This is a genomic window from Calothrix sp. CCY 0018, from assembly GCF_963920925.1.
GTDB lineage: Bacteria > Cyanobacteriota > Cyanobacteriia > Cyanobacteriales > Nostocaceae > Rivularia.
Window position 1 is genome coordinate 20,526 of the sequence record NZ_CAWUDI010000009.1, and the last position, 18,610, is coordinate 39,135.

An 18,610-nucleotide genomic window follows, 5' to 3' on the forward strand; every position below is an offset into this window, starting at 1 on the left:
TTATAACTAATTCTTAAAATTAAACCGATATCCCATACCGTGCAAAGTTTCGATTGGATTTCCACAACCACTTGATGCTAATTTACGTCGCAGCAAACGAACTTGCGCGGCTACTACATTGCTACTCGATTCTGCACTTGCTTCCCAAAGCTGGTTACGGATTTGTTCGGTTGTGAGAATTTGATTGGGATGCTTCATCAAATATTCTAATAGCTGAAATTCTTTGTTTGTCAAAGACATTTCTTGTTTATCTTCGGAAGTGTTTTTATTAATAATTATATTATTACCGTAATCTAAAGTTAAATTGCCCATAGTCAGTTTTTGCGGTTGAAATTGAGGTACCCTTCTTTGCAAAGCCCTTAACCTTGCCAATAATTCCTCCATTCCAAAAGGTTTAACTAAATAATCATCTGCCCCCGCATCCAAACCAGCTACTTTATCTTCCATACTATCTTTAGCTGTTAGCATTAAAACGGGCATAGCATTTTTATTTTGACGCAGCTTTTTACATAATTCTAATCCCGACATTTTTGGAAGCAGCCAATCGAAAATACCGATTGTATATTCCGTCCACCGATATTCTAAATGTCCCCATGCTTCATTACCATCCATCACCCAGTCTACTAAATACTTTTGTTGAGTTAGAACTCGTTTAATCGCTGCACCCAAATCTGGTTCGTCTTCTACTAGTAACACTCTCATAAAACACGCGCAAAATTTAACTGTAATAAAGTTCACTCTAAAAACAGATTGACATAAATTTATGAAATCAAGATGAAAACTAAATTTATCAATAAAAATATGATATTTGATTATGCTAAATCTATTCCATTAAGCCACATTTCGTAAGACTTATTATTGTCTTTCAGCGCTTGTATTTAAAAAAAATTGGTCATAAATCTGGATAGTATTGCACAAATCAAAATCCTCATAACATACAAAAATGAAATCAGGATGAAATCATGTCGCATCAATAGTTAGAATTAAGGCTATTACCTCCGTTAGATGAAATCATGCTTTGTCAATTAATAATGTAAAACAGTAGGTAACAAAACCTATTTCAATTCATTATTCCCTCTTGTTAAAGTTATGACAGCTACTCAAACTCAATCATCTAATTTAGAATCTTGTATTCAGGCTTGTCTAGATTGTTTGAAAGAATGCGAAAATTGCGCCACTGCTTGCTTGAGCAGCGATATGGTGCAAATGATGTCTGAATGCATCAAACTATGCCGAGACTGTTCGGATACCTGCGACCTTTGCGCTCGTTTGATGGTGCGTCAATCAGGTATTCATGCTCAAATGTGTAGCGTGTGCGCTGATGCTTGTGAAGCTTGTGCCTCAGAGTGTGGCAAACATGACACTGACCACTGCAAACGCTGTGCCGAATCCTGTCGTCGTTGTGCAGAATCTTGTCGTAAAATGGCAGCAGCGTAAGTTATAGGTTATTCGCTGTTTAATCATGCGGATGAAGTTACGATTTCACATTGTATTGTTTGAGACGTAGCACTGCTACGTCTTTACACCAGTTTTCTGTCTAATACAGAATATAGATAAACATAATTCATTGCTTAATTGAGTAACGCCTAAATATTTGCCGAAACTACTTGACTCTACAGTTCACTAGAGAGTTTATCTTAAATATATAGTTGATTAAATAAAAAATATGAATAGCACAACCCTCGAAAAAGTTAAAGTATATCGGATGTCTACCCCAGAACACGAATGCCCTTGGGGATTAAAAACAATCAATCTACTCAACGAAAAAGGAATTGAGTTTGAAGATAATAAACTGACATCTCGTGAAGAAGTAGACGACTTTAAAGCCAAACATCATGTTGAAACCACACCACAGATTTTCTCTGGTGATGAAAGAATTGGAGGCTATACCGATTTAGCAGAAAAGCTAGACGTTGAAGCAGAAGGTGCAGATTATTCCTACACTCCGGTTATTGCGGTATTTTCCAGCGCAGGGTTGATGGCTTTAGCAACCACTATGGGCTTAACTGGGTTTATGGGTTTCTCTCTTTCCTTGCTAGCTACTTTAAAGCTGATGGATATCGAATCTTTTGCTGAGGGCTTTAAAAAGTACGATCTGATAACCAAAAGAATCAAACCCTATGCCAAAGTTTATCCATTTGCAGAATTGGCGATCGCCCTTGGTTTTCTTTCCGGAGTTGCACCATTAGTAACGGGAATCACTTCTCTGTTTATTGGTGTTAGCGGCGGTATTTCGGTATTTAAAGCGGTATATATTGATAAACTAGCGCTCAACTGTGCTTGTGTGGGAGGAAATTCCAAAGCACCTTTAGGAATAATTAGCTTTGCCGAAAATGCGATTATGGCACTTATGGGAGGAGCGTTAATTTACTCTGCTGCTACCGGAGAAGTCGAATCTGCCAAGGTAAAAGAAATTGAACCTGCTGCGGTTGTTCGGTTGCAAGATGCTAGATAGATAGATAATGCAAACAATAAATATCGTAAAATTGACTCTCTGGTTAACTAGAGAGTTTATGATTAATTAAGTAGTAGAAATAGGCAGGGAAATAACCATGAATAAATTAGCCTATCTAAAAATTGGAGAATTAGCCAAGCAAACAGGACTTACTGTAGGAGCATTACGTTATTACAGCGATATAGGACTTTTGCAACCCGTACTCATAGGAGACAATGGCTATCGATATTACGCTGCGAATGCCTCCGAGCAGGTAGAATTTATCAAGAAAGCTCAATCTCTCGGATTTACCTTAGAAGAAATCAAACAAATCCTTGATGTTCGCAACGGTGGTGAAATTCCTTGCGATTTAGTACAGAGTTTATTAGAGAATAAAATCGAACAATTGGCAATTCAAATTAAACAAATGACTTTATTCAAAGGGGAATTAGAAGAATATCGTGCAAGTTGGGCAAATAAACCGGAATCTAATTTAAAGCAGGAAGAAGTTTGTCCCTTAATTGATAGCGTACCTCTACATTGAACTTGCTTGCAATAACGCAATTAATATATTTTAGTTTCTCGACGCGAATAATAAAGTATACAAGTAGTTGTGCAAAATTAATTGTACATTCCGAAACCTTGAAATCCTTGTGATTGCTTGGTTCCTCGCAATGACAATATCTAATTAATTTTGCCTAAGCACTTACTTCAGTCGTAAGAAAAACTCAGCAGACCTTAATTACTATAATTATTTAAATGGTGAAATTAGTGAGGAGTTACAGAAAATATCTCACTGTTAGTAATAGGTCTATTGAGTTATTTTTAATATTGACAGATAAAAATGAAATTAGGATGAAATGTTTTTCTTTTATTAATTTAATGTATCTTCCCGGTTGCGCGTCTGGTTCGACTTTTGCCATTGAGGTCATCTCTTCTTCACCTTCCATCGGCATGGAAACGTTTACGTCTAGGTTTTCTACGGCTACGGGTTTCTGGGTTTGGGGGTCGATAATTTCTACGATTAGTTGATTTTCACCCATTTTTACGGGTTCTTGGGAGTTAGGGCTAACTAAATTAATTGTGGCGTTTTCTGTTTGTTGCCCGGATGTGGTGGTTGATGCTGTTTCTGTTTGTGCTTCTGTTTCTGGAGTTGAGCAAGCAATTGTGAAGAAACTAAGGGTTAGTAGTAACAGATTCTACAGATAAAAAAATCTTTGCTCCAATCAAGAATAATTAATTTACCATTGGGTTTAAGTACCCGTTTAATTTGTGCTAATGCTATTTGTGGCTGTTCAAAATAATGAAAAGCATTGGCACACACAATTACATCAAAGGCATAATTATGAAATGGCAGTGAGTTAACTGAAGCTTATTGAGGTATGACAAGATGCCAAAAGGCGATTATTATCAAAATCATCGTTGTGCTGGTGAATGGATTATAATCGCAATTATGAAAGTAACGCTAAAGTTGCTAACTACAAATAGACATCTCCGGAAAACATTTATATGAGTTTAATTATATACGTAGACCTAACCCCCCTACCCCCCTTCCCGGAGCAGGGAAGGGGGATTTCAAAGCCTCTCTCCGCTAGCCGTAAGCGGCCACTGCGTGAACGGGGAGAGGTTTGTATACAGTTCTTTTTCATTTCCGGAGATATCTAATATGCGCTACGATGTGCCCAAACAGGATTTGCAGATTAATCTGTCCACAATGCCAGCTATACCAAAAAGTGGACTTTTATATGCATTATAAGAGCATATAAAAGTCCAATTTTTTATCCATTAAAAATAAATTTAATGGAAAGCCGAGCATGAGGAACTACACTAATAACTAATTTCTCATATACTTATGAAATCAAGATGAAATTAGTTCAGAATCAAATTTAATTTTTTCAACTCAAGCGTGCCATCCTAATTTTTTCCTCAACCAGCTCAACCAAATTGTAATATCATCTACAAGCGAGTAAACCACGGGTACAACAATCAAAGTCAGCAAAGTTGAAATAAGCAAACCACCCAAAATTACCGTCGCGATGGGTGAATAAGCGTCCATTCCGGTTTCTGGGAAAAAGGCTAGTCGGACAATTACAATGATTGTTGTAAAGGTAGTCATTACAATTGCTTTGAGTCGAACTGGCCCCGCTTCGCGAATTGCAATAGCCCTCGGTACTCCTTCCTGACGTTTAGTTAAAATCAATTCTAATAATAAGATAGCGGCGGAAACGGATAAACCCGATAGAATAACAATTCCTAAAATCGAAACCGTAGACAAAGTTTGTCCCGCAAGTAACAACCCTCCGAAAACTCCTACTAACTGCAAAGGAATTGACAGCATCATTACTAAAGGTTGGATAAACGAACCAAATTGAATTACTAATATGAGGTAAATCAATAATAAAGAAATTACCAAACCTTGTAAAAGTCGTTCAAACTCAATCATCATATCCGTCATATCCCCCATCGAATCGATACCGTAACCGGGGGGAAAGTTTAATTCACTACCCGCACGCATGGCTATTAACATTGATAAATCCATCGAAGCTGGCCCATCTTTACGGTAGTATCCGTTGACGTAAATCACCCGCTTGCCGTTAACTCGTTCGATTAATGTCGGTCCTTGTTCCGGTTGTAATGTTGCAACGGTGCTTAACGGTACTTGCTGATTATCGTTCGTGGTAATATAGGTTGAAGACAAGTCTTGCATCGTTGCTCTGTCATCTTCTTCATACCTAACTAAAATAGAATTTTGTCTTAAGTTGGGACGATTATAATATCTGCGAGTGTAACCGCCATTCAAAGCATAACGGGCTTGTTCGGCGATATCTTTGATATTTAATCCCAGTTCCTTGGCTCTACGACGGTCAATTTTTAGCTGAAATTCTTGGACATATCATGTCCTTCCATCCCTGCCATTGAGGAAGCAGGTTTTAGTTGATTGGTAACTGTTAAAATAGCTCCGGAAAGCAAGACGAAAATACCAATCCCTATAAGTGTTTTACCCGGACGTAATGAGGATTCCACAGGTTTTTTATGCTTTTTCGGGGAACGTTTTAATAAGAATCTACTAAAAACCAATAACAAACCGATAAGGAAAATTCCCCCACCCAGCAAAGCTGTGTGAGATACTAAATTATGATTTTGTGCGGCACCATGATTCATCCCCTCGTGATTTTCCGACGGCTTCATTTGAGATAGGATTACAGATGTTGCGGTGAAAGGCATGGTTAAGAAGGGCGATCGCAGTTTATATATCTACTTACATTTGTCGATCTTGCCAGCTAATTATGAAATTAGGATGAAATTTATTCTTCGTGGTTTTTAACAAGACTATACTCTAAACACAATATTAGCCGCGCCTTGAAGCAATGCTTCGGCTCTTTTTACACCATCAATCTTTTTAGCTCTGACGGCATAATCGTACAAAATTGGTCGCGTCAATTCAAGTTGGATCATCTTATCTGACGCTAACCAGATATCGGCGGTCGAATTTTCTACTAAAGTTATGGTAGAGCGAATCACCCCATTCAAGACTCCAGTTTGAATAGTCACTAAGCTGACAGCAAACATGATTCCCGCTTGAGCTATTAAAAAGCGCGGAATATCTTCAAACAGATTTTTGCGAGCAATAGAAACCATTGATTACAAAATTATTCAGAAAATTTATTTAAGAAGGCATTTATCTTTTCGTCAAATTAGTAATAGTTAGGACGGTATCGGTAACTTGATTGACACCTCAGATAATGTTACTTCATGTTCTATAGTTAGTTCAGCTAAAAATGAACGATTTTCGCTGATGTGGGGTAATTTAAGTTGAGAATCAGGCATACCTTTCTTTAACTGCCGCTGACGAATAATATTAAAACTGCCTGACTTTAAAATTCGCAATCGAGGTGGTGGAACCTGTCCGTCGCGAACGGTTCCGTAAGGAGTGTTTATCTGCCTCAGCCAATATTCAAAGCGATTTAGAAACGCTTGAGGATTACTCAATGTTTCTCCCGCAGCCAATTCTATATTTACTATATAATTAGCGGGAAACTCTTGCTCTGAGAGTGTGATACAGAAATCATCTAAACGCAGATTAAACTCTTTGTGGAGTGCTTGCATTACCTGAATTGTATGAGATTCAGTTGTCTTCTCGGTCGTGGAAGATAACAGTCCACCCCGACGGTAGCGAAACGCAATCAAGGGAGCTTGGTTGTAAAATCCTAATACTTGTACAACGTCGCCAATGTCATAACGGTAAAAACCACTGTAGCTTGTAACTAGAATGCGGTAAAGTTTATTAGCTTGTACTTCAGTTGCCAGAAGGGTTTTGGGATTTTCTTCCTCCCACTGTTCTTCAGGAATAAATTCAAAAAACCCGCTTTCAATTGCCAAGATGCCACCTTCCGAATTGAATTTGGGATAAACGCTAAATGTAGCTTCTGCCGAACCATATACCCCGCCAAAAATAGGGGTATCTCCAAAGTAATCGGGGAAGTGCTGCAAATAAAAATCCGATGTTCCTCCTTGAGCGGTGACAATATAGGATAAACCTGACCATGCTTGCTTGGGTGTAAGTCTTCCTTCTATTTTGAGGATTTGTCTGAGTTCGGCAGCTCTATCTGGTGCTGGGAACAACTTACGTTCTAACTTGACGCGAATATGCGGTTCTAGTTTTAGCTCCTTGGCTATCGCTCCTGTTTCCAAATCATTAATTAAGTCTTCCCCGTAGCGTTCTAGATAGCCGCAGGTACGCAAAATCAACATGGGAAAATTAGCCGTCATTCCCCGCATATCTCGATCTCGCAAAGCAAATAGCAAGCAGACATAATGACGAGCCAGACTATCGGCAATTTGAAGCGCGCCGTAAGGATGCACAAAAGCTTGCTCAAACAGAAACCGACCCTTGCGAATACTGCCTACACTCACCGGGCCATAGGGAATACCACCACTTGTAACTCCCTGCAAATTCGCCGAGTTGGGCAGCAGCGTTTTACCAAACTCTAACCCTTGTTGCCTAAGCAATTCAATCGCAAAGCCCATACTAGCTAAATCTGCCCGTCGTAAGGAAGCTTGAAAGCTGCGAGTTACAGGCACCTGCTTTTTGTTTCCGGTCGAACCACTGGTAAGATTGATGTAAACCACTGGTTCGGGATTAAGAACGTTTTTCTCTCCTTTGCTAATGCGATCGACATAAGGCTCGTAGCTTTCGTAAGGCAGAATTGGAACTTGTTCGCGAAATTGGTGAATGGTTTTAATAGAGCTTAATCCCAAATTTCTCCCCATTTCAGTGTTCCGATGGGCTTGGAGGAGATTAAGTAAAAACCGCTCTTGAACTGTATAAACTTGAAGAGTTTTACGAGTCAACTTAACTTTGTGATAAGCAGCATAAGCAGCTAGAAGTGACAAAGAAAGGCTAGTCATTTGATTTAATAGTAAATTGTCTGCTTCTTAACTTACTTTTGAAGTGTCAAGAACTTGACAAGATTTCGTTTGTTTAGAATTGCGATCGGATAAAAGCATCATAATCTTACCGAGTTCTTGACATTATTTAACTAAAGTTAGTTTTGTAATAAAACAGTTCGTTTGATAATCGTGAACAATAAACATTCAAAAACAAGAGGGCATGGTATTCTGGCTCTGGCTATGACTGGCACGGTATTGCTGTTTACTGGCTTACCTACCTTTGCACGGTCAAATTCTTACACGGATACATTCGCCGCACAGCCAATAACATCGAATACGAGTAACCAATCGGTTTCGCCTTCTGCATTAGTAAGTTTGGCTGATGACGGATACTTAAAAGATCGGGGAATACCTGGTTTTGGTGGCTTTCGTTGGGAGTATAAGTTGGGTAGAGTTGATGCTGAACAATTGATTCAAGCTGGTGTCAAAGATAACCGTATTAGTTCGCAAGACTTGAACGATCAAAGTTACTTAGATGCGGTAAAGTGGCTACTTGACGTTAGATTCAAGTCTTTTTAAATTCTAATTTTCAACAGATACCAAAACCTTTTTACCAAGACAAATATCGATGTAAAAAAAACTAACTTTTTTTAATATAAATCACTGGAGAGGTGTAAAATTTGTAATTCAAATGTAATTCTTGAAACCATGAAAATCTTAATTGTAGAAGATGATAAACGAATTGCTAAAGCGCTGGCTGAAGATTTAAGACATCAACATCACGCAGTTGATATTGCTCTTGATGGAATTGAGGGATGGAATTTTGCTCAAGCTGCCGAGTATGACTTAATATTATTAGATTTGATGCTACCGCGCTTAGATGGTATTAGTCTTTGCAAAAGATTGCGAGAGAATAAATCCAATGCTCTAATTTTGATGTTAACAAGCAAAGATACTACCACTGATAAAGTAATTGGACTCGATGCAGGTGCAGATGACTATCTCATAAAGCCCTTTGAACTAGAAGAATTAGCTGCACGAATTCGCGCTTTATCCCGTAGAACTCCAGAAGTTAAACCATCAATTTTAACTCACGGTAAACTACAACTCGACCCAAATAGTAGCGAAATTACTTATGCAGGTAATCCTCTTTTCTTAACTCCTAAAGAATACTTAATTTTAGAATACTTTCTGCGCCATGCCCAGCAAGTTTTGACCCGTTCGGCAATTCTGGAAAAACTTTGGGAATTTGACAAGTTTTCTGGAGAAGGAACGGTAAAAACTCATATTACCAACTTGCGTAGTAAACTAAGAACTGCGGGAAGTCCAGATAATTTGATTGAAACAGTTTATGCTGTGGGTTATCGTTTAGGGGCAGTTGATGATTAGAAAATCCGATTAAATATTATCAATATCCTCTAAGCAATGTTTCAGAAAATTCGCGATCGCCTACTTTTATCTAGCTTAACTGTTTTTACAATTGTTCTAGCAGGATTTGCAATTGTTGTGCGAGTTGTTTTTGTTAGCAGCCTCAGCGAGCAAGTCATAGATAAACTTATAGTTTTAGGACAAGGTGTAACTGTAGATGCAGAATTAGAAGCAGGAAAACTAGATATTGATGAGTATTGGCAAGATAAAGATTTAGATGCTCGCAAAGGTGGTTTGCAGTGGTTTGATATTAAAGGTAATTTACTTCAGCAGCAGGGTAAATATACCTTAAATTTACCTTTAAATCCCAATAAAACCGTACAAAGACAAATTGATCGAGAAAAACAAATTCAAGCAGTAACTTTATCAATTTTTGATCATGAAACTCAACAAAAAATTGGCTATATCAGAGTAAGTCAATCTTTAGAAGATTTTGATGAAACTATCCAAAAATTAGACTTGGGTTTGGGTGCTGGGGTAGTTTTTGCTTTAATTTTAAGTGGAATTGGGGGACTGTGGCTGAACCGTCAATCAATGCAGCCAATCGAAGAAAGTTTTGAGCGTCTGAGGCAATTTACTGCTGATGCAAGTCATGAATTACGCAATCCTTTAATGGCAATTAAGAGTAGTGCTGAAGTTGCTTTGAAGTATCCAGAAGGAATGAGAAATATTGATGCGGAAAAATTTACTGCTATCAGTAGTGCAACCAATCAAATGGCTCATTTAACCGAAGATTTATTGCTTCTAGCACGCATGGATAAAGTTGCCGATACAAAGCTAAAAACTATTAATTTAAGTATAATTATTTCTAACTTAATACAATTATATAAATCTCAAGCAGCAGCTAAAGGTATAGATTTACAAGTAGAAATTCAAAATAATTTATTATTACTGGGAGATGCAAAGAAATTGAGTCGAGCTTTCGGTAATATTATTCAAAATGCGATTTACTATACTCATGAAGGTGGAAAAGTTGAAGTCAAAGCAAATCGTGTCGATTCTTACTATCAGGTAACGGTAGAAGATACAGGTGTAGCTATTGCGCCAGAAAATTTAGAACGAATTTTTGAGCGGTTTTGGCGTTCCGATAAAGCTCGTTCTTATGAGTCTGGTTGTTCTGGTTTAGGTTTAGCAATTTCTCAAGCAATTATGAACAATCACGGCGGTTCAATTACTGTTAGTAGTGAGTTAGGAATTGGTAGTTGTTTTACTATACGTTTACCTACCTACCTCGAATGAAATGAAATTAATACTGATTAAAAAGTAATACAGTCACTCAAAAATTTTATTAAAGCCTCTTTATGGAAAAAACCTTTAGTTATCCTAGCGTTCATGCCTTAGGCTCGATAGTGTTATACGGTTTTATCGCTTATTTACTAGCATATCATTATCCAAAACAGAGCAAAATTATCTATACTTTCGCTGTTATATTAATCGGTGCTATAGGTTTGAGTCGGCTGTATTTAGAGATACACAATTTGGAGTTAGTTTAGTAACAACTGCTATAGTTTTTAGTGTTGTCTTGTCGGCAGTTTTTGCGCTCTGGTATTCAAAAGAAAAGACATTAGCTATGCACTCTATCAACACAGTTCAAAGAGAGCTTTTCTACTGGATGGCTATTTTATTTACGTTTGCCTTGGGTACGGCAATGGGAGATTTATTGGCAGAGGCTTTAAAACTGGGTTATGCACAAGCAGCACTAATATTTGGTGCTGCAATTGTAATCATCGCTGGCTGTTATTATTACTTTGGACTGAATGGAGTTTTGGCATTCTGGTTAGCTTACATCTTGACTCGTCCCCTTGGAGCATCTATCGGTGATTTACTATCCCAACCAACTAAAAATGGTGGTTTCGGTTTCGGTACGACCGGAACTAGTATGCTTTTTCTTTGTATAATTGTAAGTCTGATTATTTACTTAAGTTTAAAGCATAAGAGATCGGTTTCACTATCGCACCGATAAAATACTATTCGATCGTGATTTTGCTGCTGCACTACCGACAACTACTAAAAACTTTGTGTCTGATAATGAAGAATTTTATTTAAGAATACGCTCCTAATTTCATCTAGGAGAATTGATAAAACGAGACTGTTGTAATTTGAGCATGGTAATAGAAAACATCAACCACAAATAACCAACTCCATAACCAGCAATCACATCTGTGGGCCAATGTACGCCTAAATACAGCCGACTTAAGCCGATAGCAGCAATTAATATAACCGCAAAAGTATAGATTATCTTAGCAAATTTTGGATAATGAGACGCTAGTAAATAAGCTATAAAGCCATATAGCACCATCGAACCCAAGGCATGACCGCTAGGATAACTATAGGTTTTTTCTGTAATTAATTGCTGCCAAAGCTGCGGACGCGGTTTGCTAAAAGACAGTTTTAAACCATAACTCAGGATTGCACCTCCAAGAGCATGAATACCGAAAATTTTGGCTTCTTGTTGATACCTTTTCCACCAAAGTAACCCGAAAGTAATGATAGCAATAGTCACAACTGTAGGAGGATTAGCTATTTTTGTAATATTGAGCATGATATTATCCCATGTGGGATTTGCAAACTGATGTATCCATAGCAAAATAGTTTTATCAAAAGCAAAAGCTTCTTTTTCCCAAACTTCTTCTGAAAGCTGGGCTAATATATAGACAATTAATAAACAGATAGCTAAACCAGCAACTCCAATAGTGGTAATAAGTGAAGCTATACGAGGATGTACCCGAGTGAACCAAAAATTTATTAGTTTGCGAAGGTAATTTTGCATAGAAGATATATATGAATAATGAAATGAATAATGAAAAGATTTTAATAAGTTTGTTTGTTAATTTACTAATTTGACTAGGCGCGTTTTTTTCTGCATTTTAAACTGGGAAAAAGTAATAAAATACATAGCATACTAAATATTCTCACAAATATTATTACACCACTTTAAAGCCAATTTATCAACTATTATGTCAAAAAAACGCTCTTTCGGTTTAACTGTTATTGTTATCTACAAATTGTTAGAAGCTTTTCTTCTTGCCATAGCATCTGTATTTTGATTTTTTAGTCTTGCTAATTATCAGCATATTTCATCATTTTCTCAATCTTACATTTTAGAAAGTAAATTCGATATTATTGAATGGTTAGTAAATAAAATTATCAATATTAAAAGGCAAACCTTACAATTTAGCGGCATAGTTTCTGGAATATATGCCTTTGTAACCGTAATTGAAGCTATTGGTTTATGGTATGAGAAATCTTGGGCAAAATTTTTAGTTTTAGGTTTAGTCGGTATCAGCATAGTACTAGAAATTTTTGAGCTATTCAAAAGTTTTAATTTCTTGAAAATTGTCGTATTTTTGACGTATTTAGCTGTATTTTAGTATTTCTGGAATCAGATTCGCAAACAACGTAAAAAAAAATCAGTAAATTTTGCGTAAGTTTTATAGGTTTTAAATTTAACTTATTTTGGTATCAAAACTTGAATCTTAAAGACTAATCAGGAAAGGGTTTTGAGAATAAGAAATAAATCCTTACCTCAAAACCCGTTTATCGGTGTGAGTCAGAAAAATTATCTGTGAAAATTGACAGATTTATTTACATCACAGATGTAATTGATTGAAGACTATTGCTTAAGTATAGGGAACCTGAATACTGCTTTTAGGTCGATTTGCTTCTGTAGCTTCGTCGTCTTCTCGATCTTCATTCTCGGTGTAGAGAACTTTACCGTTACCCGCATCAACAATTACTTCTTTTTTGCCAATTTCTACTTCATACACGAGATTACCATCTTCGTTTTCTAATTCCACTTTTTTGGCTTTTCCTCCTACGGCTGCTTCCGCTGCTTGCTTGGCTTGTTCGAAAGTGATTTTTGTCAAGGATTGGTATTTTGCAGTTTCTTGCTGTTCTTCTGCATCATCATCTGTTTCACCATCACCATAGATTGCTTGGGCTATTTCAGTGCTTTCACGATTATTTACTGCTAACTGTGACTCGGTTTGTTGTGCAGACACGTTACGGGCTAAACCAGCAAATCCTAAAGTACTGGCTAAAACTGCGGCTAAAGCGATTATCTTTGTTGCACTCATGATGTGAAATTACGTTGTTCTCAGTTTGTTATTTAACTGTAGATATTAATTGTCAAGAACTTGAGAAGAATTTGACCAAATATATCAGAAATTACGATGAACAGTAAGGTTTTTATTTCCTACCAAATCTTCCCAAGTTCTTGACTTTTTCTCTATAGCATAAAGCCGAAAGTTTAGATTATATATCTCCCGATAGCAAGTAGGAGCAGAAATGAATAAAGTCGCAAAAGTCACAATTTTCTTCTGGATTATGAAGATTATCGCTACGACGCTCGGCGAGACGGCGGGTGACTTCATCTCAATGTCTCTCGGGCTAGGGTATTACGTAGGCTTTGCCGTAACGGTTGCGTTCTTAGCTATTCTCTTATTTTTTCAACTTCAATCTGACTCCAAAGCCCTTGCTTGTTCCGTAGCGGACAGTCTTGAATTCCACTTGATTATTATTCGGGTTGTAGAGAGTGTAAGTAGCTTCCCCTGTTTTTCTACCGACATTCCCTACCCCTACTACCATACGCGGAGTAACATTGATAGTCTGATGGGGTATTTGACTATCGAGGGTGGTTATTTCCGTATCAATCGAACCAGCTTCCAAATTATATTGAAAAGTTAAACCGGAACGACCGCAAAATAAATTATTCGCTTGCATCCGCGCTACCCTATCTAAAATTATGATCGGAGAAGTTTCTGGGGTTAATGCTTCATCGACAGATACCGTAGTCCCATGAATCAACAAAGAATCTAACTCAAAAAAACCAAAATCAAGATTTCGTATCCACTCTACAGTATGACGTGAAACATGATTCCATAGTAATTTTACTGTTTCGCCACCATATTTTTGCAATAAATCGGTAGGTTCTGAAGTCGCAGATAAACCATGCAATATTAAACATTGCTCCTCCCACCATCCTTTACAAACGAGCGGTGTTAACCCAGACTGTGGCTGACCCAAACGTTCCACCAACTTCTCAGATTCCGGAGTGGGTCCGATCGCATCACCTAAAATATATACAGCCTCAACATAACCACTTTGACGTTTAATATCCGCCATCACCGCTTCATAAGCCGCCAAATTGCCTTCAATACCGCTTAAAATTGCCCACTTCATAAGTAATTTTGGATTAAAAAGTTAGTAGTTAGTGAATAGTGGATAGTTGTTAGTAGTAAATATCTTCCCATGCCCCATTCCCCATGCCCAATTACCTATCACCGAGTACAAACATGAGTTGGATCATCTGCACGTTCTGCAAATTCTATTCCCCGTGCTAAACGCCAAGCAAAGATAGGTGGTAATCCTTTTTCAATAATTGCTGCACAAGTTTTTTGATAGTCATAAGCAACTTCCCGCAGTATCACTTCTTGACTTTCAGTGTCATAAATTACATAAGTTGCATTCGGTCGCCCATGTCTTGGTTCTCCCACCGAACCTGCATTAATAATCTTTTTAAATGAGGCGGTAAAGCTCTTTTCTTCAGATAAATTATTGCTTTCCACGCGAATTTTTAACTGACCGGAATCTAAATTGCGGAAATAAGGGGTGTGAGTATGACCGCAAAAAAGCACATCTGCACCTGATGAAATTACTCTTTCTAACGCTACAAATGCATCGATTTCTGGTAATAAATATTCGTGGTTGCTGTGAGGACTACCATGAACAAAAGCTAAGTTATCTTCTTTAAGAATATAAGGTAATTGAGCTAAAAAATCGCGGTTTTCTGGTTCTATCTGTTTATTAGTCCATTCATGAGCGACAAGTCCGCGTTTTTCTGCTAACAAAGAAGGATAACTGCAATCGCAAGCATTCAATCCTTCAACTACGTCTTCATCCCAACAACCACCACAAGTAGGAATATTTAGAGAACGAATTTTTTCTACTACTTCATTAGGATAGGGACCATACCCAACTAAATCCCCTAAACAAAAGATTTTTTCAGCAAAGTGTCGGTCTATATCTAATAAAACAGCATCTAAAGCGTCGATATTGCCGTGAATACATGAGATAACTGCTACTTTCATACTTGCGTACCTTCTAATAACATCTGTTTAACTTGTTGCTGATACTGCTTAATTAATGAATCTGATAAAAAACAATCAGATAAAGTTTGCTTGAGCGCATCTTCATGCAAATTTTCTCCCACCACTTCAATACCGCTAAAACGTCCTGGTCTACCTTCCAAATGACGGGGTAAATTTAATTCCAAAAAACCTGCTTGGGGTACACCTGCAACAAAATCACAGTAAATACTTCTACCATCATTAACATCAAAAATTGCCTTAGCACGGGTAACATGACCATAAGCACCGTGAGTTAATTCATACCAAAATTCTGTCAAACTGTCTTCATCAATAACTTGGGTATTAGTTGCAAGTCTCCATAAATGGCTAGATAAAATAGTTTGTGCCCGAACTCCTAAAATAATTTCATCAGCCCAAACATGATATTCCGAATCTGGAAGGTGAGCAGGTAAAATAGCAACAGCACGGTAAGACAAATTATTTAATATTGTTGTATTCGTACTCAATTGCAAATAAAAACCCAATTCTATATAAACTGCTTTTGCTTCAGTTATTGCCTTGAGTAAATCGACTTCTTGAGTGTCGCTGAAAACTTTTATTTTAGGAAAATCCGCTGCAATTCGGTTTTTATCTATGGAAACTTTACCAGTACCGGGACTGAAATAAATGATATTTTCATCTTCTACTGCTGTATCTTGGATTTGCTGATGAATCCAAGCTGTCTTTCCCGAACCCGCAGGACCAGCTACAACGTTAATTAAAGGTACAGTCATAGATTCATGAGGATTTATCAACCTTAAGTGTAACTCATATGTGAATGATAATCGTTTTCAGGTGATTTGGGAATGAGGGGGGAAGGAATTTTTAATTGTACTTTTGACTACCAGGGAGTTTCTTTCAGCTTCATGGGGTAATAGTAGCGAATAATTAAGTAGTAAAATATACTGGCTAGTATGTTTTAGAATCATATCCAATGGACATAACCACACGCATCGCCAATATTATCGAAAAGCGTAAACCTCTGGCTCGTAAAATAGAAGAAGTAGAAGGAAATTTAAAAACTCTATTTGCTGCTTTACAACAACTTGAGGAGCGTCGTAATTATCTTTCCAGCCAAATTGGAGATGTGAATGTTCTTGAAAAGCTCAAGGAAGTAGATTTTTCTCATATCCAGTTAGCGATCGCTTCTGAGTTAGAAACCTTAACTCGACTGAAAAACCGTTTTTCCCGCGATACCTTTAACATTGGTGTCATAGGACGTGCAAGACAGGGGAAAAGCCGTCTGTTGCAAAGTTTAACAGGATTAAGTGCCGCAGAAATACCCGATGGCGATCGCCAACATTGTACGGGAGTTCGTAGTACGATTTATCACAATACAAACGTAGATACTTATGGTGAGGTGTGGTTTCACACAGAGCGATCTTTTCTCGACGAAGCGATCGCTCCCTACTACGAAAAGCTTCATTTAAGTGCAAAACCTCTAACTGTAGAGGAATTCGCAAATAAACCCTTGCCACAATTACCTGAAAATATTCCTGGTTATGCAGAACCAGGAGCAATGTACGAGCATTTAAAGCGATACCATTCCCAGTTTGAGCAATATCGCCATCTTTTGAAACAACCTTCTTCAAAAATTATTCAAAAGCACCAAATACGGGAATATACAGCACAAGATACGACCGATGGTGAAAGAATTTTATTTAATTATTTAGCAGTCAAAGAAGTAAAGATTACCTGTACATTTCCCAATCCAAATGTTGGTAAAATTGCTTTAGTTGATATGCCCGGATTAGGTGATACAGGGCTTGGGGACGAGAATAGATTAATCCAAGCATTAGGAAAAGATATTGATTTTGTTTTATTTGTAAGAATGCCCAAATCTTCAGGAGATTACTGGGCAGATGTAGATGTTAAATTATATGATGCTGCACGTTCAGCCTTAGATGAATTACCAATTAATTTATGGTCATTTCTGGTACTAAATCAAACTAGTCCTAATTCTAACAATGGTGATAATCTGAAAAATTGCCATGATTTATTAGAGACAATTAAAGAAAAATATATCTTAGTAGAAAAATGTTTAATTACTAATTGCTCGGATAATAAAGCAACAAATCAATTATTAGAGGCTATTTTAGATTATTTAACTAATCAGATAGGTGAGCTTGATAACAAATATGCAAGTGTCTGTCAACAGCGTTTAGTTAAAATTTACGAATCTGTTAATGCATTGCTAAGTAAAGCTCAAATGATTCTGCCTCAAGGTTCAGAAGATGATTATTTAGAAACCGAAGAAATTTTTAGCGAGTTATTTGGAAATCATGATGGTGGTTGGTGGAGAGATATTACGTTGAGTCTTCAGCAACTGAGAACAGAACTTTGGTATCAACGTCAAATACCTGATGAGGAACTACATGAAGGAGTAATTGCTGCAATTGAAAACTGCGAACAGGATAAAGGTATACTATCATGTGAAAATGCTCTCGAAAAAATTAATACTCGGATTATGATGAGTAGTGCATTTAGAGTTTATCCAGATTATCAAGATGAATTAAGGGTTTTAATATCCCATAAATTTTTATCCTTAGATCAAAGTTTAATTCGTAAAGTTGAATCAGTTAAAAATAAAGTTGCTGAAATTTTTAAGTCAAAGGGTAAATTCAATAATTTATCGGATAAAGAAGGTTCATACTTTTTAACGGAATTAGTTAATTTTATTCCGGAAAAATCACTTAAATTAAAAGCTGGTTTTCAAGTGATAGGGAATTTTCAGCTATCCTATCGTGGCTTAATTCTGCCTCGAATTCGTCATCACTTAGATGGACTTACTAATATTAGTCCCCTCGCTGGACAATATGGACAAATGTTAGAACCAGTAGATAAAACACTTGCCGTTTCTAAAGACACTACAGCAGAAGATATTCTTACAGCTTTAGAAATTGATTATGAAAAAGCAATTAATACTATCCAACCAGCTTTGGAAGAACTATTATGTGAACCAGCCGAAGCTGTATACGCAATGGTAGAAGAGTTCATTGATAATGTAATTATGCAAAAAGATATTCAAAAAGAATGGAAAAGCTTTTTAAGAAAGAACCGTGGTAACATTTGGTCTGAGATTTTTGCTCAAAAAGAACAAGAGAAACAAATGAGAGAGGAATGGATACAAGCAGTTAATCAAGTCACAACGGTAAATAAGCAAGAATATTTTTCTTTTGCTCAATAGAGATAAAATCAAGATAAATAACTAGGTCAATCATCTGGATAC

Annotated in this window: 21 protein-coding genes and 2 pseudogenes; 11 read left to right on the forward strand and 12 right to left on the reverse strand. The window is 37.1% G+C overall.

Annotated features, from left to right (window positions below; all coding sequences use genetic code 11):
* Positions 1–6: 6 nt before the first annotated feature.
* Positions 7–702: a two-component system response regulator RppA gene (gene rppA / locus ACM03V_RS08550; RefSeq protein WP_414620344.1), complete on the reverse strand. Its 696-nt coding sequence runs from the start codon at positions 700–702 to the stop codon at positions 7–9.
* Between the two features lie 387 nt (positions 703–1,089).
* Here rppA and ACM03V_RS08555 point away from each other — a divergent pair, with 387 nt between their 5' ends.
* The 3 genes from ACM03V_RS08555 (at position 1,090) to ACM03V_RS08565 (ending at position 2,978) form a co-directional block, all read left to right on the forward strand.
* Positions 1,090–1,437, forward strand: coding sequence for a four-helix bundle copper-binding protein (locus ACM03V_RS08555; RefSeq protein WP_414620345.1), 348 nt, complete (start codon positions 1,090–1,092; stop codon positions 1,435–1,437).
* Between the two features lie 229 nt (positions 1,438–1,666).
* Positions 1,667–2,455 (forward strand): MauE/DoxX family redox-associated membrane protein, encoded by a 789-nt coding sequence (locus ACM03V_RS08560; RefSeq protein ID WP_414620346.1) that lies wholly within the window; start codon positions 1,667–1,669, stop codon positions 2,453–2,455.
* Between the two features lie 97 nt (positions 2,456–2,552).
* The gene (locus ACM03V_RS08565) at positions 2,553–2,978 is read left to right on the forward strand and encodes a heavy metal-responsive transcriptional regulator (RefSeq protein WP_414620347.1); all 426 of its coding nucleotides are present in this window, start codon (positions 2,553–2,555) and stop codon (positions 2,976–2,978) included.
* A 235-nt stretch (positions 2,979–3,213) separates the two neighbouring features.
* On the opposite strand, the gene ACM03V_RS08570 is transcribed toward ACM03V_RS08565, so the two are convergent.
* The 6 genes from ACM03V_RS08570 to ACM03V_RS08595 form a co-directional block, all read right to left on the reverse strand.
* Positions 3,214–3,630, reverse strand: a complete 417-nt coding sequence (locus tag ACM03V_RS08570) for a FixH family protein (RefSeq protein WP_414620490.1) — start codon at positions 3,628–3,630, stop codon at positions 3,214–3,216.
* Complete coding sequence (locus ACM03V_RS08575) at positions 3,618–3,791, reverse strand: class I SAM-dependent methyltransferase (protein ID WP_414620491.1); 174 nt, start codon at positions 3,789–3,791, stop codon at positions 3,618–3,620. The genes ACM03V_RS08570 and ACM03V_RS08575 overlap by 13 nt, the downstream gene beginning before the upstream one ends.
* Before the next feature lie 543 nt (positions 3,792–4,334).
* Positions 4,335–5,303, reverse strand: coding sequence for an efflux RND transporter permease subunit (locus tag ACM03V_RS08580; protein WP_414620492.1), 969 nt, complete (start codon positions 5,301–5,303; stop codon positions 4,335–4,337).
* Positions 5,304–5,305: 2 nt separating this feature from the next.
* Positions 5,306–5,659, reverse strand: a complete 354-nt coding sequence (locus ACM03V_RS08585) for a hypothetical protein (RefSeq protein WP_414620348.1) — start codon at positions 5,657–5,659, stop codon at positions 5,306–5,308.
* A gap of 105 nt (positions 5,660–5,764) precedes the next feature.
* The gene (locus tag ACM03V_RS08590) at positions 5,765–6,073 is read right to left on the reverse strand and encodes a hypothetical protein (protein WP_414620349.1); all 309 of its coding nucleotides are present in this window, start codon (positions 6,071–6,073) and stop codon (positions 5,765–5,767) included.
* Positions 6,074–6,139: 66 nt separating this feature from the next.
* Complete coding sequence (locus ACM03V_RS08595; protein WP_414620350.1) at positions 6,140–7,843, reverse strand: GH3 auxin-responsive promoter family protein; 1,704 nt, start codon at positions 7,841–7,843, stop codon at positions 6,140–6,142.
* Between the two features lie 171 nt (positions 7,844–8,014).
* On the opposite strand from ACM03V_RS08595, the gene ACM03V_RS08600 reads away from it, so the two are divergent.
* The 5 genes and pseudogenes from ACM03V_RS08600 (at position 8,015) to ACM03V_RS08620 (ending at position 11,216) form a co-directional block, all read left to right on the forward strand.
* Positions 8,015–8,404, forward strand: a complete 390-nt coding sequence (locus ACM03V_RS08600; protein ID WP_414620351.1) for a hypothetical protein — start codon at positions 8,015–8,017, stop codon at positions 8,402–8,404.
* A gap of 129 nt (positions 8,405–8,533) precedes the next feature.
* A complete protein-coding gene (locus ACM03V_RS08605) occupies positions 8,534–9,214 on the forward strand; it encodes a response regulator transcription factor (RefSeq protein WP_414620352.1) in 681 nt (226 codons plus the stop codon).
* A 36-nt stretch (positions 9,215–9,250) separates the two neighbouring features.
* Positions 9,251–10,492, forward strand: a complete 1,242-nt coding sequence (locus ACM03V_RS08610; protein ID WP_414620353.1) for a sensor histidine kinase — start codon at positions 9,251–9,253, stop codon at positions 10,490–10,492.
* A 56-nt stretch (positions 10,493–10,548) separates the two neighbouring features.
* Positions 10,549–10,728 (forward strand): annotated as a pseudogene (locus ACM03V_RS08615) (phosphatase PAP2 family protein); the annotation flags it as partial.
* A 95-nt stretch (positions 10,729–10,823) separates the two neighbouring features.
* Positions 10,824–11,216 carry a hypothetical protein gene (locus ACM03V_RS08620; protein ID WP_414620354.1) on the forward strand — a complete coding sequence of 131 codons (393 nt, stop codon included), beginning with the start codon at positions 10,824–10,826 and terminating at the stop codon, positions 11,214–11,216.
* A gap of 99 nt (positions 11,217–11,315) precedes the next feature.
* On the opposite strand, the gene ACM03V_RS08625 is transcribed toward ACM03V_RS08620, so the two are convergent.
* On the reverse strand, positions 11,316–12,023 hold the full coding sequence (locus tag ACM03V_RS08625) for a phosphatase PAP2 family protein (RefSeq protein WP_414620355.1): 708 nt from the start codon (positions 12,021–12,023) through the stop codon (positions 11,316–11,318).
* A 304-nt stretch (positions 12,024–12,327) separates the two neighbouring features.
* On the opposite strand from ACM03V_RS08625, the gene ACM03V_RS08630 reads away from it, so the two are divergent.
* Complete coding sequence (locus ACM03V_RS08630) at positions 12,328–12,624, forward strand: DUF2127 domain-containing protein (RefSeq protein ID WP_414620493.1); 297 nt, start codon at positions 12,328–12,330, stop codon at positions 12,622–12,624.
* A 249-nt stretch (positions 12,625–12,873) separates the two neighbouring features.
* Here the strand turns inward: ACM03V_RS08630 and ACM03V_RS08635 are convergent, their stop codons facing one another.
* Positions 12,874–13,329 carry a PepSY domain-containing protein gene (locus ACM03V_RS08635; RefSeq protein ID WP_414620356.1) on the reverse strand — a complete coding sequence of 152 codons (456 nt, stop codon included), beginning with the start codon at positions 13,327–13,329 and terminating at the stop codon, positions 12,874–12,876.
* A 250-nt stretch (positions 13,330–13,579) separates the two neighbouring features.
* Here ACM03V_RS08635 and ACM03V_RS08640 point away from each other — a divergent pair.
* Positions 13,580–13,651: pseudogene (locus ACM03V_RS08640) on the forward strand (hypothetical protein); the annotation flags it as partial.
* A gap of 42 nt (positions 13,652–13,693) precedes the next feature.
* Here the strand turns inward: ACM03V_RS08640 and ACM03V_RS08645 are convergent.
* From ACM03V_RS08645 to ACM03V_RS08655, 3 genes are all read right to left on the reverse strand, one after another.
* Positions 13,694–14,434, reverse strand: coding sequence for a metallophosphatase (locus ACM03V_RS08645; protein ID WP_414620357.1), 741 nt, complete (start codon positions 14,432–14,434; stop codon positions 13,694–13,696).
* Positions 14,435–14,532: 98 nt separating this feature from the next.
* Positions 14,533–15,342, reverse strand: a complete 810-nt coding sequence (locus tag ACM03V_RS08650) for a metallophosphoesterase family protein (protein WP_414620358.1) — start codon at positions 15,340–15,342, stop codon at positions 14,533–14,535.
* Positions 15,339–16,115, reverse strand: a complete 777-nt coding sequence (locus ACM03V_RS08655) for a GTP-binding protein (protein WP_414620359.1) — start codon at positions 16,113–16,115, stop codon at positions 15,339–15,341. The genes ACM03V_RS08650 and ACM03V_RS08655 overlap by 4 nt, the downstream gene beginning before the upstream one ends.
* Before the next feature lie 200 nt (positions 16,116–16,315).
* On the opposite strand from ACM03V_RS08655, the gene ACM03V_RS08660 reads away from it, so the two are divergent.
* On the forward strand, positions 16,316–18,568 hold the full coding sequence (locus tag ACM03V_RS08660; RefSeq protein ID WP_414620360.1) for a hypothetical protein: 2,253 nt from the start codon (positions 16,316–16,318) through the stop codon (positions 18,566–18,568).
* The last annotated feature ends 42 nt before the right edge of the window (positions 18,569–18,610 follow it).